12 protein-coding genes are annotated in these 15,897 nt (G+C 70.9%); 6 read left to right on the top strand and 6 right to left on the bottom strand.

Translation table 11 applies throughout. The annotated features are described in order from the left end of the window. Both groL and ACTIE5_RS20175 read left to right on the top strand, forming a co-directional pair. Window positions 1–1,324, top strand: a 1,324-nt coding sequence (groL, locus tag ACTIE5_RS20180; protein WP_439551515.1) for a chaperonin GroEL, incomplete at its 5' end; no start/stop codon positions are given. 330 nt (window positions 1,325–1,654) lie between these two features. Further along, window positions 1,655–1,858 carry a cold-shock protein gene (locus tag ACTIE5_RS20175; protein ID WP_092955136.1) on the top strand — a complete coding sequence of 68 codons (204 nt, stop codon included), beginning with the start codon at window positions 1,655–1,657 and terminating at the stop codon, window positions 1,856–1,858. A 142-nt stretch (window positions 1,859–2,000) separates the two neighbouring features. Here the strand turns inward: ACTIE5_RS20175 and ACTIE5_RS20170 are convergent, their stop codons facing one another. Further along, window positions 2,001–2,555 (bottom strand): hypothetical protein, encoded by a 555-nt coding sequence (locus tag ACTIE5_RS20170; protein ID WP_439551514.1) that lies wholly within the window; start codon window positions 2,553–2,555, stop codon window positions 2,001–2,003. Window positions 2,556–2,627: 72 nt separating this feature from the next. Between ACTIE5_RS20170 and ACTIE5_RS20165 the strand changes: the two genes are divergently transcribed. Continuing rightward, window positions 2,628–3,581: a threonine dehydratase gene (locus tag ACTIE5_RS20165; RefSeq protein WP_439551513.1), complete on the top strand. Its 954-nt coding sequence runs from the start codon at window positions 2,628–2,630 to the stop codon at window positions 3,579–3,581. Next, window positions 3,578–4,762 carry an amidohydrolase family protein gene (locus ACTIE5_RS20160; RefSeq protein ID WP_439551512.1) on the top strand — a complete coding sequence of 395 codons (1,185 nt, stop codon included), beginning with the start codon at window positions 3,578–3,580 and terminating at the stop codon, window positions 4,760–4,762. The genes ACTIE5_RS20165 and ACTIE5_RS20160 overlap by 4 nt, the downstream gene beginning before the upstream one ends. A gap of 27 nt (window positions 4,763–4,789) precedes the next feature. On the opposite strand, the gene ACTIE5_RS20155 is transcribed toward ACTIE5_RS20160, so the two are convergent. From ACTIE5_RS20155 to ACTIE5_RS20135, 5 genes are all read right to left on the bottom strand, one after another. Then, window positions 4,790–5,224, bottom strand: a complete 435-nt coding sequence (locus ACTIE5_RS20155; protein ID WP_439551511.1) for a tellurite resistance TerB family protein — start codon at window positions 5,222–5,224, stop codon at window positions 4,790–4,792. Between the two features lie 74 nt (window positions 5,225–5,298). After that, window positions 5,299–7,362: a prolyl oligopeptidase family serine peptidase gene (locus ACTIE5_RS20150; RefSeq protein WP_439551510.1), complete on the bottom strand. Its 2,064-nt coding sequence runs from the start codon at window positions 7,360–7,362 to the stop codon at window positions 5,299–5,301. A 10-nt stretch (window positions 7,363–7,372) separates the two neighbouring features. Then, window positions 7,373–10,168: an ATP-dependent DNA helicase gene (locus tag ACTIE5_RS20145; protein ID WP_439551509.1), complete on the bottom strand. Its 2,796-nt coding sequence runs from the start codon at window positions 10,166–10,168 to the stop codon at window positions 7,373–7,375. A 112-nt stretch (window positions 10,169–10,280) separates the two neighbouring features. Further along, window positions 10,281–11,291 carry an aspartate-semialdehyde dehydrogenase gene (locus tag ACTIE5_RS20140; protein ID WP_439551508.1) on the bottom strand — a complete coding sequence of 337 codons (1,011 nt, stop codon included), beginning with the start codon at window positions 11,289–11,291 and terminating at the stop codon, window positions 10,281–10,283. Window positions 11,292–11,394: 103 nt separating this feature from the next. Continuing rightward, window positions 11,395–12,105: a carbonic anhydrase gene (locus ACTIE5_RS20135; RefSeq protein WP_439551507.1), complete on the bottom strand. Its 711-nt coding sequence runs from the start codon at window positions 12,103–12,105 to the stop codon at window positions 11,395–11,397. Window positions 12,106–12,270: 165 nt separating this feature from the next. Here ACTIE5_RS20135 and ACTIE5_RS20130 point away from each other — a divergent pair, with 165 nt between their 5' ends. After that, window positions 12,271–13,926: a lysine--tRNA ligase gene (locus ACTIE5_RS20130; protein WP_439551506.1), complete on the top strand. Its 1,656-nt coding sequence runs from the start codon at window positions 12,271–12,273 to the stop codon at window positions 13,924–13,926. Then, on the top strand, window positions 13,923–15,875 hold the full coding sequence (locus tag ACTIE5_RS20125) for a lysylphosphatidylglycerol synthase domain-containing protein (RefSeq protein ID WP_439551505.1): 1,953 nt from the start codon (window positions 13,923–13,925) through the stop codon (window positions 15,873–15,875). Before ACTIE5_RS20130 ends, ACTIE5_RS20125 begins: the two co-directional genes overlap by 4 nt. Window positions 15,876–15,897 lie beyond the last annotated feature (22 nt).

The raw sequence follows: 15,897 nt of genomic DNA, 5'->3' as shown, positions 1-15,897 counted from the left end.
CGTGGCCGCCGGCATGAACCCGATGGACCTGAAGCGCGGCATCGACAAGGCCGTGACGCATGTCGTCGCCGAGCTGGAAGCCAAGACGAAGAAGATCACCTCCTCCGCCGAAGTGGCGCAGGTCGGCACCCTCTCCGCCAACGGCGAGTCCGAGATTGGCGAGATGATTGCCAAGGCGATGGAGAAGGTCGGCAACGAGGGTGTCATCACCGTCGAGGAAGCCAAGTCCATCCAGACCGAACTCGACGTCGTCGAGGGCATGCAGTTCGATCGCGGCTACGTCTCCCCGTATTTCATCACGAATGCGGAGAAGATGGTTGCCGAGATGGACAACCCCTACATCCTGATCTTCGAGAAGAAGCTGTCCCAGCTGCAGCCGATGCTGCCGCTGCTCGAAGCCGTGGTGCAGTCCGGCCGTCCGCTCGTCATCGTGGCCGAGGATGTCGAGGGCGAGGCCCTGGCCACCCTCGTCGTCAACAAGCTGCGTGGCGGCCTGAAGATCGCCGCCGTCAAGGCGCCGGGCTTCGGTGATCGCCGCAAGGCGATGCTGGAAGACATCGCGATCCTGACCGGTGGCCAGGTGATCAGCGAAGACCTCGGCATCAAGCTCGAGAGCGTGACGCTCGCGATGCTCGGCCGCGCCAAGCTGGTGAAGATCGAGAAGGAAAACACCACCATCGTCGATGGTGCGGGTTCCAAGGAAGAGATCACCGGCCGCTGCGAGCAGATCAAGGCGCAGATCGAGGAGACCACCTCGGACTACGACCGCGAGAAGCTGCAGGAGCGCCTGGCGAAGCTGGCCGGTGGCGTCGCCGTCATCCGCGTCGGCGGCTCGACCGAGGTCGAGGTGAAGGAGCGCAAGGATCGCGTCGACGACGCGCTGCATGCGACCCGCGCCGCCGTGCAGGAAGGCATCGTCCCCGGTGGTGGCACCGCGCTGCTGCGCGCCAGCCAGAACCTGGGTTCCGTCAAGGGCCTGAACAACGACGAGCAGGTCGGCATCGAGATCGTCCGCAAGGCGATCCAGGCGCCGGCGAAGCAGATCGCCGCGAACGCTGGCAAGGACGGCGCCGTGGTGGCCGGTGAGGTGCTGCGCACCGATACCTACACCTTCGGCTACGACGCCCAGAAGGACGAGTACAAGGACCTGGTCGCCGCCGGCATCATCGACCCGACCAAGGTCGTGCGCACGGCGCTGCAGGATGCGGCTTCCGTCGCGTCCCTGCTGATCACGACCGAAGCCATGGTTGCCGAGCGCCCCGAGAAGAAGTCGGCCCCGGCCGGCGGTGGCGACATGGGCGGCATGGGCGGGATGGACTTCTGATCCCGAACCGGCCGGGGAAACCCGGCCGGGACGCGGTCCGATTTCCGGACGTCTGGAAGGGGGGGCGGACCTGCGGGTCCGCCCCCTTTTTCGTTGCCTGCACCCCGTCTTCGCGAATTTTGTCACAAAGTTGACAACGCCGTGACCAGGGCCTGCGGGGCTTTGACACCTGGATGGGCGGTTGAGCATCCTTCACGTGTCATTGCGTCCTGGCTTTCCGCCGTGCCTCCCGGGCTATTCCCCGGGCGACTTCTGGCCTCGCCATCGCATGGCGCCCCCGCCCGGGCGATCGGCGTCAGGGCGTTGCTTGTCAGAAGGAGCGCGGATCGCATGGCGATCGGCACCGTTAAGTGGTTCAATGCGACGAAGGGCTTCGGCTTCATCGTCCCGTCGGATGGCGGGAAGGACGTGTTCGTCCACATCACCGCCGTGCAGAAGGCCGGGCTCCAGGGCCTGAACGAAGGCCAGAAGGTGTCCTACGAAGTGGCGATGGAACGCGGCAAGGCCGCCGCCACCAACCTGCGACCCATGTGAGCAGTTGAACTGGCGGAACCCGGCACGCCCGGGTTCCGGCGCGATGGGCCCAGGCGCGACGGTGCCTGTGCCGACACGATCCGTGCCTCCTGTGCCTTTCGCGAGTCGGCCAGCCTGGACCTCCAGGCTGGCCGATCGCGTTTCAGCCGGCTTCCTGCACGAAGATGCGCTGTGCGCCGAGCGCCTGGAGTGCTTCCTCCGCCTGTCGGCGCGCGGTGTCGTCGGGCGCGCGCAGGCCGATGACGGGCCCCGCGGCATCCGGCGGCGGTTCATGGGTTTCCGTCGCGGCGGGGGCCACGGCATTGGCCACCGCCTCCCCCACCGCGCCCGTGCCGGCGCCGGCCGCGGCGGCCGCGGCGATGGCGGGCAGCAGGGCGCCGCCGCTGGCGATCACGATGCCGGCGGCCGCCATGGAGGTGGCCGCCATGGCGGTGCCGACGCCGAGCTGGCGCTGGTTGCGGCGATCCGCCTGTTCCGGATGCTCATCCGGCGGATCGACCTGGTCGTTCATCGCCGGGGCCTCGGGTGTCGCGGCCTCCGTCGCGCCGACCTCGTCCCGCGCGCCGCCGGCCCGGAGTTGGGCCATGGCGGCGTCGCGCGCGGCCTCATCGGCGAATTCACCCCACACCACCGGCACCGCCGGCGGCTTGTCGTCGCTCTGTCCCGTCCACTGGCTGCTGTCCACGGTGATGGCCATGGTCACGCCCTCCGCTATGGTTCCGGGGCTGAACGCCACCGGCGCAGCCTCGTTTCCGATCGGAGTGACCGCGTGTTCGACCTGCCCGCCCTCGAAGCCGCTGCCCGCCTGGTGCACGGCGTCTTCCCGCCGACGCCGCAATACGCCTGGCCGCTGCTGGCGGCGCGCACGGGGGCGGAGGTGTGGGTGAAGCATGAGAACCACACGCCGACCGGCGCCTTCAAGGTGCGCGGCGGGCTTGTGTACATGGACCGGCTGGCGAGGGAGAGGCCGGGCGTGGCGGGCGTGATTTCCGCCACCCGCGGCAATCACGGGCAGTCCCTGGCCTATGCGGGGGCGCGCAGCGGCGTGCCCGTCACCATCGTCGTGCCGCGCGGCAACAGCGCGGAGAAGAACGCGGCGATGCGCGCGCAGGGGGCGACCCTTGTCGAGCACGGTGCGGATTTCGACGCGGCGCGGGAGGAGGCGATGCGGCTGGCCGGCGAAAGGGGGCTGGAATTCGCACCCTCCTTCGCGCCGGACCTGGTCTGCGGCGTCGCGACCTATGCGCTGGAACTGTTCCGCGCGGCGCCGAAGCTGGATGCGTTGTATGTGCCGATCGGGCTGGGGTCGGGCATCTGCGGCTGCATCATGGCGCGGGACCTGCTGGGGCTGACGACGGACATCATCGGCGTGCAGAGCACGGGCGCCGATGCCTATGCGCGGAGCTTCGCGGCCGGGCGGGTGGTGACGACGGAGGCGGCAGTGACGCAGGCCGATGGCATGGCGACGCGAGTGCCGGACCCCGGGGCGCTCGCCATCATCATGAAGGGCGCGGCGCGCATCGTGACGGTGACGGATGACGAGGTGGCGGAGGCCATCCGCGCCTATTGGCAGGATACCCACAATTTGGCGGAGGGTGCCGGCGCCGCGCCGCTGGCGGCGCTGATGCAGGAGAGGGAGCGGATGCGCGGCAAGCGCGTGGCGACGATCCTCTGCGGCGGCAATATCGACCTCGACCTGTTCCGGAACTGGATTCTCGCATGAGCGCGCTGCTGATCCGCAACTGCCGGCCCATGGGTGGGACGGCGACCGACATCCTGGTGGAAGGCGGGCGCATTGCCGCCGTGGCGCCCGGCCTTGCCGCGCCCGAGGGGACGGTGGTGGAGGATGCGGGCGGGTTGTTGGCACTTCCGGCCTTCGTGGAGGGGCACACCCACCTCGACAAGTCGCTCTGGGGCATGGGGTGGTGGAAGAACGAGGTCGGGCCGCGGCTGATCGACCGCATCGATGGCGAACGGGCGGAGCGGAAGAAGCTCGGCCTGGACCCCGCGCGGCAATCGGACCGGCTGGCGCAGGAGTTCCTGAAGCGCGGCACCACGCGCATCCGCAGCTTCGCCGATGTGGATACGGAAATCGGCACCGCGCATTGCGACGCGCTGGTGGCGCTGCGCGACAGGCTGCGCGGCACGATGGACATCCAGGTGGTGGCCTTCCCGCAATCCGGCGTGCTGGTGCGGCCTGGGACGGCGGAGCTGCTGGAACAGGCGCTGCGGAATGGCGCGGACATCATCGGCGGGCTCGATCCCTCCGGCATCGATCGCGATCCCAAGGGCCATTGCGACCTGATCTTCGCCATGGCGGCCAAGCATGGCGTGCCGGTGGATATCCATCTGCATGAACCCGGTGAGCTTGGCGCCTTCGCGATGGATCTGATCATCGAGCGGACGGTGGCGCTGGGCATGCAGGGGAAGGTCGTGGTCAGCCACGCCTTCTGCCTGGGCGATGTCGCGCGGGCGGATGCGCTCTATGCGGCGCTGGGGGAGGCGGGAATCGGGCTGGCCACCACCGCGCCGCCGTCGCGGCCCGTGCCATCGGTGAAGAAGGCGCGGGCGGCGGGGGTTTCGATCTTCGGCGGCAATGACGGCATCCGCGATACCTGGACCCCCTACAACATGCCGGACATGCTCCAACGCGCGATGCTGATCGGGCTGAAGAACGAGTTCCGTCGCGACGACGAATTGGAACTGGCCTTCGCCACCGTCAGCGACTGGGCGGCGGAGGGCTGCGGCTTCGCCGATTACGGGCTCGGCGTCGGGGCTCGCGCCGACATCGTGCTGCTGGACGCCGAGAATGTGCAGGAGGCAGTGGTGGCCACGCCGCCGAAGCGCACGGTCATCAGCCATGGGCGCGTGGTCGCGCGCGATGGGGTGCTGATGGAGGGCTGAGGCCGGGGGCCTCGCGCCCCCCGGTTTTCAGATGACCTGGTAGCGGGCCTTGGCGGCGCGCTCGATCGCGCCGGCGATCAGGCGGTCCAGGTCGAGACCGATGCGGAGGTCCTGCAGCAGGCGCAACTCCTCCTGCGTCGCATCGCCATCCGCGGCGCAGACCTCGCAGGCCAGCAGGTAGGCGGTTTCCCGCAGGCGCATGGGCAGCGCCTCCCGGATCATGGTCAGCGCATCGTCGAGGCCATCGGTACGGCCGAGGAGGTTGGAGACGACCTCCGTCACCGTCTCGATCTCCGCGCTGTGGAAGTCGGAGAAGGCGGGCAGGCCCTGCACCAGGCGGGTCATCATGGCGAGTTCGGCGTCGGACATCGGGCCATCGGCGACGGACATCAGCACCATGGCGCAGACCAGCGCTTCCTGCGCGGTGAAGGGCGCGAGGCGGTCGGGGGCGCGGGTCGGCATCTCAATCGTCTCCAGGCGTGTGGGTCGTCGTCGCGCGGGGCAGCCCGGGGGTCAAGCCGCGCCGGGTTCAGGCTTTAGGCATCCCAGCCGATGGATCGCCGCAGGAAGGCGGCGCCGAGGGCGGCGAAGCGGGCGACCTCGCTATTGTCCTTGCCATAGCCATGGCCGCCGGCCTCGGGCTCATAGAAGCGCGCATCGTAGCCCAGCGCCTGGAGCTTGGCGGCCATCTTGCGGGCATGGCCGGGATGGACGCGGTCGTCGCGGCGCGTGGTGGCCAGCAGGATGGGCGGATAGGGGCGGCCGGGCTCGGCGGCGTGGTAGGCGGAGAAGTGCTGGATGAAGGCCCAATCCTCGGCCTTGTCGGGGTCGCCATATTCCGCGATCCAGGACGCACCGGCCAGCAGCTTCGTGTAGCGGCGCATGTCGATCAGCGGGATGGTGCAGAACAGCGCGCCGAAGCGATCGGGGTAGCGGGTCAGCATGTTGGCGATCAGCAAGCCGCCATTCGAACCGCCCTCCGCCGCGATGCGGGCGGGGATGGTGACGCCGCGGGCGACGAGGTCGGCGGCGATGGCGGCGAAATCATCATGGCTTCGCGCCTTGCGGGCGCCGCGCCCGGCCTCGTGCCAGGCGGTGCCGAATTCGCCGCCGCCCCTGATCTGGCCGACCACTGCCGTGCCGCCCTTCGCCAGCCAGAGGCGGCCGGAGACAGTGGAATAGACGGGAAGGCGGGAGACCTGGAAGCCGCCATAGGCCGAGAGGTGGACGGGCGCGCGGCCGCTGTTGTCGCGCGGTCCGACCTGGACATAGGGGATTCGTTCGCCATCCGTCGAAATCGCTTCGTGCCGCGTCACCGCCAGCCCCGACGCATCGAAGGCGGGGGTCGAGGCCTTCAGCAGCGCGGGCGTCGCGGGGGCTACGCTGGTCAGCAGCAGTTCCGGCGGCGTCACGGGGTCCTGCGCCAGGGCCAGCAGGGTGCCGTCCGATTCCTCGGCCTCCGCGTCGAAGGGCCAGAGGTTGACCACGCCGATGCGCGGCAGGCCGGGGATTTCGGCGGCTGCCCATTCGCCCGCGCCGGGGGTCAGGCCAGGGGTCAGAATGGTGAAGACGGGCGCGAGGTCGTCGAGGATCGACAGCACCAGCCGGCCATCGCACCAGGTGAAGCCCTGCAGCGCGCGGCGGGGTTCCGGCGTGAACAGCACCAGCGGTTCGACCTTGCCCGCCAGCAGATCGGCCAGCGACAGGCCCAGCAGCGTGTCCGGCGCGAAGGTGGTGTCGCCCACGGTCCAGGGCGTGCGGGGCTTCACCGCGATGAAGCCGTGCTGCCAGGTGTAGTGGGCGTCGGTCGGCAGGGGGACCAGGGTGCGCGGGCCGTTGCGGTCGCCGATATGGATGGTGGCATCGAAGAAGCCGATGCCGTCGCGGAAGACCACCGTCTCCACGCCGCCTTCCCGATCCACGCCGGCCCAGGCGGAGAGGTGGTCGGCGGGCACCTCGAACAGCACCGGCGCCTGCATCGGGTCCGTGCCGCGCGACCAGCGGCGGATGGTGCTGGCATAGCCGGAACTGGTGGTGCCACCGAGCGCGGAGGACAGCAGCAGCGTGTTCCGGTCCAGCCAATCGGCGCTGCCCTTGGCTTCCGGCAGCACGAAGCCGCCTTCGACGAAGGCGCGCGCCGCCAGGTCGAATTCCCGAATCACCACGGCATCCCCGCCGCCACGGGACAGGCGCAGAAGCGCGCGGTCATGCGTGACGGGGTAGGTGGCGGCGCCGGCCCAGACCCAATCCTCACCCTCGGCCGTGGCGAGCGCGTCGAGATCCAGCAGCACCTCCCACTCCGGCGTCGCGGTGCGGAAACTGTCGAGGGTGGTGCGGCGCCAGAGGCCGCGGGGATGGGCGGCGTCCTGCCAGTAGTTGAAGAGGTGCGGCCCGCGCCGCGTCACCATGGGCAGCTTGTCCGGCCGGTCCAGCGCGGTCTTCAGCCCTTCGCGATCCGCGTCGAACCGCGCATCGGCGAAGGCGGCGAGCGTGCGGGCGTTCTGCTGCGCGACCCAGGCGATGGCGGCCTCGCCCTCCACATCCTCCAGCCACAGATACGGGTCGTCATCCGGGGCGGCGATGGTGGGGCGGAGGTCCATGGTGATCCTCTCAGTCTTCGTCCAGGAACAGGCGGGTTTCCGCCACGGCATCGGCCAGGCCGAGGCGACGCACCGTGGTGCCGGCGGGCAGGCCGGCCAGCAGTCGGCTGGGGCAGGAACGGTCGAGCAGCACGAAGACGCCCTTGTCGTCGCCCCGGCGGATCAGCCGGCCGAAGGCCTGGCGCAGCCGGTGGCGGGCGATGGCGTCGTCATGCGCCTTGGGCTGGCCTTCCGAGAGATGCGTGCGGCGTTCGCGGTGCAGGATGGAAGGGCGCGGCCAGGGCACGCGGTCGAAGACCAGCAGACGGAGCGACCGGCCCGGCACATCCACCCCGTCCCGCATCGCATCGGTGCCGAGCAGGCAGGACGTCTCCTCCGCCCGGAAGACATCGACCAGGGTCGCATTGTCCATGGCGTCGATATGCTGGGCGTAGAGGGGGATGCCGCGTTCCGCCAAAGGCTGGGCGATGCGGGCATGGACATCCCGCAGCCGCCGCACCGCCGTGAACAGGCCGAGCGCCCCGCCACCGGAGGCGGTGAACAGCGCGCGATAGGCGCTGGCGACCTGGGCGGGGTCGGATTTGTTGACGTCCTCCACGACGAGGACGCGGGTGCGCGTGGCGTAGTCAAACGGTGAGGCGACGGCGGCGCGGATGGCGGGCGATGCCAAGTGGCTGGCGCCGGTGCGGGCCTCCGCCGCGCGCCAGGCGGCTTCGGGGTCATCCTCCGACAATTCGGCCTGGTCGCGCAGCGTGGCCGAGGTAATGAGCACGCCATGCGCGGGCGCGGCGACGGCCATGGCGAAGGGCTGGGTCGGGTCCAGGTGGTGGCGGAACATGCCGCAATCGAATTCGCGGCCCTCCCGCCGTTCCAGCGCGAACCAGTCCACATAGTCCGGCCGCACGCCGGGCGGGCGGGGCGGTTCGCGCAGCATGCCCAGCATGGCGCCCCAGGCGCCGAGCGGCATGAGCGCGCGGCGTTCCAGGCTGCGGCAGGTGCTTTCGATGCGGATGCGGTCGCCGACCTCCAGCTCCTCCGCCTCATCATCCAGCCTGGCGTTCAGCCGGTCCCGCAGCAGCTGCAACGGCGCCTGGAGGCGGGCGAGGGCGTCGCGCAGCGCCTCCCCGGCCTCGGCCACCGTGGGTGCCAGCGGGTGCAGGTCGCATTCGATGCCGTAGCCCGCATCCTCGTCCCGCGCGCGGGCCAGCACCTGGCCGCGCACGGCGCGAAGGAAGGCCTCGGTCGCGCCGCGGGGTTCGTCGCGTTCATCGGAGAGGCGGTTGGGCCAGCCCTGGCCGGGCAGGGCGCGCGCGGCCTGGAGGGCTTCCTCCAGCGGCAGCAGCAGATCCGGGCGATCGCCGATGAGTTCCTCAAGACGCCGGGCGAGGCCGCGGGCGCGGGAACGGCCACCCTCCGCGCCCAGCAGCCAGCGGCGCAGCTCCGCCGTCTCCCCGCCCGTCAGATCAGCGGAGAAGGCGGCGTCGGCGGCGTCAAACAGGTGGTGGCCCTCGTCGAAGACGAGGCGCAGCGGGCGGCCATCCTCCCCCCCGCCCAGCGCGGCCTGGACCATGACCAGGGCATGGTTGGCGACGACCAGCGTGGCGGTTTTGGCGCGGCGGATCGAATGCTCCACGAAGCACTGCTTGTAGTGGCCGCAGGCGGAATGGATGCATTCGCCGCGGCGGTCCGCCAGCGGCAGCACGGAATGCGTGCCGAACAGCTCCGCCAGCCAGCCCGGGAAGTCACCCCCCATCAGGTCCCCGTCCCGCGTCGCCAGCGCCCAGCGGGAGACGAGGGCGAGGGGGAGCAGGATGCCGGCCATGCCCGCGGCGCCCACCGCTTCCTCCATGTTGAGGAGGCACAGGTAGTTCTCCCGCCCCTTGCGGACGACGACGCGGCGGCGGCGCTCATTGGGCTCGGGGTAGAGCCGCGCGGTTTCCTGGTCGATCTGGCGCTGCAGGTTGCGGGTGAAGGTGGAGATCCAGACCGGCGCGCCGTTGCGTTCCGCCCAGAGGCTGGCGGGCGCCACATAGCCCAGCGTCTTGCCCGTGCCCGTGCCGGCTTCCGCCAGCACCAGGTTCGGCGCGCCCTTGGCGTCCCGCGCCTGGAAGGCGCCGGCGGCGGCGGAGGCATAGTCCGCCTGCTGGGGGCGCTGTTCCGCGCCCTCGCCCAGGATTTCCGCGAGCCGCCTTCGGGCATCGGCGGGGGAGACGGGGTGGTGGGCGGGGGGCGGGGCGGGGGCCACTTCCTCCCAGTCGGGAAGCCGGCGCCAGACCTTCAGCGGGTCGAGGGACGGGCGGGCATCCGGCTGGCCGAGGGCGGCGAGGACGCTGTCCGCCCAGGGCCACTCCACCTCCGCCCGCAGCTTGGCGGCGAGCATGGCGGCATCGCGGTTCAGCGGCGCGTTGCGCCCGGCGGCGAGGTGGCGGAGCAGGATGGTGGCGAGGTCCGGCAGCATGGCCGCCATCGCTTCCTCATCCGCCGGCGCGTCGCGTTCCAGCGCGATGGCCATGCCGCGCGGCGTCGGTGCCACCGGGCGGGCGGGCAGGCAGAAGGCGAAGAGTTCCAGCAGGTCACAGGCAGGGAAGGCGCCGATGCCAAGGCGCTTCGCGGTGGCCGGCGCGTGCACGACCATGGGCGGGGGCATGTCCCGCAGGCGGCGGCCGATCTCGATGGCGGGGCCGGCGAAAAGCTCCCCATCCGGGGTCAGCAGCGTGCCGCGCCCGAAGCCGGCGATGAGGGCGGGGCTGTCCGGCAGCAGGAGGCGGGGGGGCCGGGCGGCGTCCGCGGGGCGCGGGGGGCTCATGCCGCCAATGTGGCGGCGGCGCCCCGCTCAACAAAGGGGGGAACAAAGGGGGAAAATCGTTCGAGCGCCGCAATGACGGCCATCCGACCGATCTTCCCCCGATGCATGATGGTCAGGCAGGCACCCGCAGGGCGGGGATGCGCTCCGCGATCTGCACCGCGTTCAGCGCCGCGCCCTTCAGCAACTGGTCGCCGCAGACAAACAGGTCGAGGCCGTGGTCGCCGAAGACCAGGTTCTGGCGGATGCGGCCGACTTCGCAATCATCCTGCCCGGTGGCCGTCAGCGGCATCGGGTAGAGCTTGTTGGCGACGTCATCCACCACCTTCACGCCGGCGGCGGCGCGCAGGACTTCGCGGGCGGCTTCGGGCGTCACGGGGCGCTCGGTCTCGATCGTGATGGCTTCCGCATGCACGCGCATGGTCGGGATGCGGACCGCGGTGCAGGAGACGGGAAGGTTGGGCAGGCCCATGATCTTCCGGGTTTCCCAGACAACCTTCATCTCCTCCTTCGTGTAGCCATTGGGCTGGAAGGTATCGATGTGGGGGATGACGTTGAAGGCGATGGGGTGGGCGAAGACCTCGTTCTGCGCCTTCTCTCCGTCAACGAGCACGCGGCGGGTCTCGCGTTCCAGCTCCGCCATGCCCTCGGCACCCGCGCCGCTGGTCGCCTGGTAGGTGGAGACGATGACGCGCTTGATGCCGAAGGCCTTGTGCAGCGGCGCCAGCGCAACGACGGCGATGGCGGTGGTGCAGTTGGGGTTGGCGATCAGCCGGGCATCGCCGATGGCGGAAGCGTTCACTTCAGGCACCACCAGCGGCACGTCGTCCTCCAGCCGGAAGGCGGAGGAATTGTCGACCACCGTCACCCCCGCCGCGACCAGGCCGGGCGCATACTTCTTGGCGAAATCGCCCGAGACGGCGAGCAGCGCGAGGTCGAGGTCCCGCGCCGCTTCCGGCGTGAATTCCTCGATCGTCACCTCGCCGAAGGGTGTCTGGAGCCGCGTGCCGGCACTGCGGCCGGAGGCGAAGAGGCGGAGTTTCGTCACCGGGAAGCGCCGACGCCCCAGGACCTCCACCAGCTCCCGCCCCACCGCTCCGGTGGCGCCGATCACTCCGACACGCATCGCACGCTGCTCCTTCTGGGCTGCAAGCCCTGCTGCAAACCGGGATCGCATAGCGGAAAGCGGCGCCGGCGCCAAACAACCGTGGCGCAGGGCTGCCCTCCCGTCAGCTCAACAGCGTGACGGCTTCATCATCCAGGTCGTAGCGGGCGCCGACGATGCGGAGCCGGCCGGCGGTGCTGGCGGCGGAGAGAACGGGGCTGACCTCGGCCAGCCGGGCCGCGCTGCGGGCGACATTGGCGCGGATCGTGCCATCCAGCACGTCGCCGCCGGCGCGGAGCGCGGCGAGGGCGGAGGGGATGAGGGGCTGGAGCATGTCGCTGAGCTGGGGCGGCAGGGCGAGGGGCGCGCGGGCGGCGGCCACCGCGGCATCGGCGGCGCCGCAGCGTTCATGGCCGAGTACCATGATGAGCGACACGCCGAGATTGGCGACGGCGTATTCCAGGCTGCCCACCGCGCCCGTATCGGCGACGTTGCCGGCATTGCGGACGACGAACAGCTCGCCGAGGCCCGTGTTGAACAGCAGTTCCGGCGCCGCGCGGCTATCGGCGCAGCCGAGGATGGCGGCAAAGGGCGCCTGGCCGGCGGCGCGGGCGGCGCGGGCTTCGGCGCTGTGCGCCACCGGCACGGCCGCACCGGCGAGGTAGCGGGCATGGCCTGCCATCAGCATGGCCAGCGCCTGGTTGGGCGAATGGCGCGGGCCGGCGGCCGGCGTCGCGGCGCGGGCGGGGCCGGCCGCCAGGCAGGCCAGCGCCGCGGCGGCCAGCAGGGAACGGCGACCGAGGCCGGCCGGGCGGCAACAGGGGCAGGCGTTCATCACAACAGTTCCAGGATGATGGCGCCGGGACGTTACACCCCCAATTCATCCCAAAGGGTTACGGTCGCCCCATGCCGGTGGCCGGCCATGCAAAGCCCCGGGGTCGCCTGCCCGGCCCGCCCCCCCTATAACCCCGGACCGTTTCCCGCTTGAGGTGCCCCGCGCATGTCCGCCTCCGCCGCCGATTTCGCCGCCACCAGGGCCTGGCCCTTCGAGGAAGCGCGCAAAGTGGCGGAGCGTGTGAAGGCCGGGGCCCCAGGGGGGGGAAAGCCCGCCGCGCTGTTCGAGACGGGCTACGGCCCCTCCGGCCTGCCGCATATCGGCACCTTCGGGGAGGTGGCCCGCACCACCTGGGTGCGCCGGGCGTTCGAGCGGCTGACCGGGCTGCAATCCCGCCTGATCGCCTTCTCCGATGACATGGACGGCCTGCGCAAGGTGCCGGACAACGTGCCGCAGCGGGAGATGCTGGCGGGCTACCTGGGCCGGCCGGTGACGGCGATCCCCGACCCCTTCGGCACGCATGAGAGCTTCGGCCACCACAACAACGCCCGGCTGCGCGCCTTCCTGGACCAGTTCGGCTTCGACTACGAATTCGCCTCCTCCTCCGACTACTACCGCTCCGGCCGCTTCGACGCGGCGCTGCTGCGGATGGCGGAGCGGCATGAGAAGGTGAAGGGCGTGATCCTGCCGACGCTCGGGCCGGACCGCCGCGCCACCTATTCGCCGTTCCTGCCGATCCACCCGAAGACCGGGGTGGTGATGCAGGTGCCGATGGAGGAAGTGCGCCCGGCCGAGGATCTGCTGGTGTGGAAGGACCCCGAGACCGGGGAGCGCTTCGGCACGCGGATCACCGGCGGCCACTGCAAGGCGCAGTGGAAGGCGGATTGGGCGCTGCGCTGGTATGCGCTCGGCGTGGATTACGAGATGTCGGGCAAGGACCTGATCGACAGCGTGAAGCTGTCCGGCGCCATCTGCCGCGTGATGGGGGGGGAGCCGCCGATCGGCTTCACCTACGAACTCTTCCTCGATGAGGAAGGCGGCAAGATCAGCAAGTCCAAGGGCAACGGGCTGACCATCGACGAATGGCTGCACTACGCGCCGCCGGAAAGCCTGGCGCAGTTCATGTACAACCAGCCGCAGCGTGCCAAGCGGCTGTTCTTCGATGTCATTCCCCGCGCGGTGGATGAATACGTCCAGAACCTGGACCGCCTGCGCGCGGCGCCGACGCCGGACAATGCCGCCTGGCACATCCATGGCGGGCCGAGCAACGACCCCGGCACGCCGGTGTCCTTCACCATGCTGCTGAACCTGGCCAGCGTGATCAACGCCGACCAGCCGGAGATGCTGTGGGGGTTCCTGCGCCGCTACGCCCCCGAGGCGAGCGGGGAGACGCATCCGCTGCTGGCGCGCCTCATCGAATATGCCGTCGCCTATTACCGCGACCGCGTGCTGCCGACGAAGCAGCACCGCGCGCCGACCGAAGGGGAGCGCGTGGCGCTGGCGGCGCTGGCCGCATCGCTGCGCGACCGGATCGCGGACCTGGAGGCGCTGCCGCCGGAAGACCAGGCGCGGGCCATCCAGGACCTGGTCTATGACGCCGGGCGGCGGGAGCCGTTCCTGGAACCCGCCAAGGACGGCGGAAGGCCGGGTGTCTCCCGCGCCTGGTTCAACGCGCTGTACCAGGTGCTGCTCGGCCAGCCGGAGGGACCGCGCTTCGGCGGCTTCGTGGCGCTGTATGGCATCGCCTCCACCATCGCGCTGATCGAGGGCGCGCTGGCGAGGGAAGCGACGGTCGAAACCACCGGCGCCGAGACGGCATGAAGGGTTTCCTGTCGCTGGCGCGCCGCCACGGCGTCGCGGTCTTCGGGCTGCTGCTGCTGGGCGCGGCGATCTGGGTGGTGCAGGACAAGTTCCGCACCCTGTCGGTCGCCGACATCAAGGCGGCGCTGGCGGCGATCCCGCCCGCCACGCTGTGGATCGCGGCGGGGTGGACGCTGCTCGCCTATGCGGTGCTGACCATCTACGACCGGCTGGGCAGCGTCTATGCGGGGTATCCCGTCAGCTACGCCCGCACCTCGCTCGCGTCCTTCTGCGCCTACACCCTGGCGCACAACCTCGGCTTCGCGGCGGTGTCCGGGGCGGCGGTGCGCTACCGCTTCTACGCGGCCTGGGGGCTGCCGCCGGTCGCCATCGCCAAGGTCGTGGCCTTCACCTCCCTGACCTTCGGGCTCGGCGGCTTCGCGCTGGGCGGCATGGTGCTGGTGGTGGAGCCGGAGGTGGTGCCGGGGCTTGGCGAGCATGTGCCGCACTGGATCATGCAGGGCATCGGCCTGGTGATGTGGGCGCTGGTGATCGCCTACGTCACCATGTCCCGCATCCGGTCGCACATCACCATCTTCGGCTACCGGATCGACCTGCCGGGCTTCCGCATGGCGGTGGCGCAGACGGTGCTGGCCAGCGTCGATGTCGCGATCACGGCGATGATCTTCTATTCGCTGCTGCCGCCGGCGGAGGGGCTGACCTTCCTCCGCTTCCTCGGCATCTACATCACCGCCTACACCGCCGGTATCGCGGCCAGCCTGCCCGGCGGCATCGGCGTCTTCGACGGCGCGATCCTGGCTGGCCTGGCGCCCTGGCTGACGCCGGCCCAGGTGGTGGGCGCGCTGCTGCTGTTCCGGCTCTACTACTACATCATCCCGCTGTTCCTGGCCGGCATCCTGTTCGCGGGGTTCGAGATCGCGCAGCGCCGCGCCGTGCTGGCGCGCTTCGTGGCGGACCAGCGGGTGACGGATGCGCTGGAAGTGCCGGCCATCGCGGGGCTGGTCGGCCTTGGCGGCACGCTGCTGCTGTTCCTGGGCGCGCTGCCGACGCGGGACAGCGCGGTGGCGCTCTGGGCGGGATACGAAGCCGCGGTCGCGTCCCATTTCGCGGCCTCCGTCGTGGGCTCGCTGCTGCTGGTCATGGGCTACGGGCTGCTGCGGCGCCTGACGCTGGCCTGGGGCGCGGGGATCATCCTGCTGCTGAACGGCGCGTTGATCTGCTGGCTGCGTGCCGACAGCTGGTGGCTCTGGGGCGCCTTCATCCTGGTGGCGGCGCTGCTGGCCGCCATGCGGAGCGCCTTCTACCGTGACGCAAGGCTGATGCGCGAACCGATGGGGGTGGAGACGGTGCTGCCACTCGCCGTGGTCAGCGCCTGCGCCATCATGCTCGCGATGGTGAGCTATGGCGGCAAGGTCGGCGGCGAGAGCTGGTGGGAAGTGGTCGCCAGCCCCCTGGCGCCGGACAGCCTGCGCTTTTCCGTGGGCCTCGCCGCCGTGCTGCTGCTGGTGGCGGCGGCGCGGCTGCTGCGGCCCGCGCGGCTGGCGCCGGAACCCTATGGGGAGGAGGTGCGCGGCCGCTTGCTGGCCCTCGGCGCCACGGCGCCGGAGACGGCGGATGGCGCCGTCTTCGGGGAGGCCGGGCGCGCCGGCTTCGCCTTCGTCAAGCGCGACGGGATCTGGCTCGCGCTCGGCGATCCGGCGGGGGAGGAAAGGGACCGCGTCTCCGCCATCTGGCGCTTCCGGGACATGTGCGACCGCGCGGGCGTGGACGCCGCCTTCTGGCGCGTCGGCCCCGGCCTGCTGCGCGTCTATGGCGATGTCGGCCTGACCGTGTTTCCGATCGAGGGTGGGGAAGGCGACCGCTACCTCGCCTGCCGGGCGGAACGCGACCTGCAATCGCTGCTGGCGCTGCTGCCGGGGCAGGCGCCGGCGGCAGCGGAGGAGCGTTAGGCTCCCGGATCGGCTCGATGCC

The sequence above is a fragment of the Falsiroseomonas sp. genome (assembly GCF_051859025.1).
Lineage (GTDB): Bacteria > Pseudomonadota > Alphaproteobacteria > Acetobacterales > Acetobacteraceae > Falsiroseomonas.
The sequence above is the reverse complement of the archived record's forward strand: the minus strand, read 5'-3'. Positions and strand labels throughout refer to the sequence as shown.

What these genes read in the sequence shown, in the direction of transcription:
- ACTIE5_RS20145 (WP_439551509.1), bottom strand. Translation starts at nt 10,168, where the DNA reads ATGAGCCCCCCGCGCCCCGCGGACGCCGCCCGGCCCCCCCGCCTCCTG.
- ACTIE5_RS20125 (WP_439551505.1), top strand. Translation starts at nt 13,923, where the DNA reads ATGAAGGGTTTCCTGTCGCTGGCGCGCCGCCACGGCGTCGCGGTCTTC.
- ACTIE5_RS20135 (WP_439551507.1), bottom strand. Translation starts at nt 12,105, where the DNA reads ATGAACGCCTGCCCCTGTTGCCGCCCGGCCGGCCTCGGTCGCCGTTCC.
- ACTIE5_RS20175 (WP_092955136.1), top strand. Translation starts at nt 1,655, where the DNA reads ATGGCGATCGGCACCGTTAAGTGGTTCAATGCGACGAAGGGCTTCGGC.
- ACTIE5_RS20170 (WP_439551514.1), bottom strand. Translation starts at nt 2,555, where the DNA reads ATGGCCATCACCGTGGACAGCAGCCAGTGGACGGGACAGAGCGACGAC.
- ACTIE5_RS20140 (WP_439551508.1), bottom strand. Translation starts at nt 11,291, where the DNA reads ATGCGTGTCGGAGTGATCGGCGCCACCGGAGCGGTGGGGCGGGAGCTG.
- ACTIE5_RS20130 (WP_439551506.1), top strand. Translation starts at nt 12,271, where the DNA reads ATGTCCGCCTCCGCCGCCGATTTCGCCGCCACCAGGGCCTGGCCCTTC.
- ACTIE5_RS20160 (WP_439551512.1), top strand. Translation starts at nt 3,578, where the DNA reads ATGAGCGCGCTGCTGATCCGCAACTGCCGGCCCATGGGTGGGACGGCG.
- ACTIE5_RS20150 (WP_439551510.1), bottom strand. Translation starts at nt 7,362, where the DNA reads ATGGACCTCCGCCCCACCATCGCCGCCCCGGATGACGACCCGTATCTG.
- ACTIE5_RS20155 (WP_439551511.1), bottom strand. Translation starts at nt 5,224, where the DNA reads ATGCCGACCCGCGCCCCCGACCGCCTCGCGCCCTTCACCGCGCAGGAA.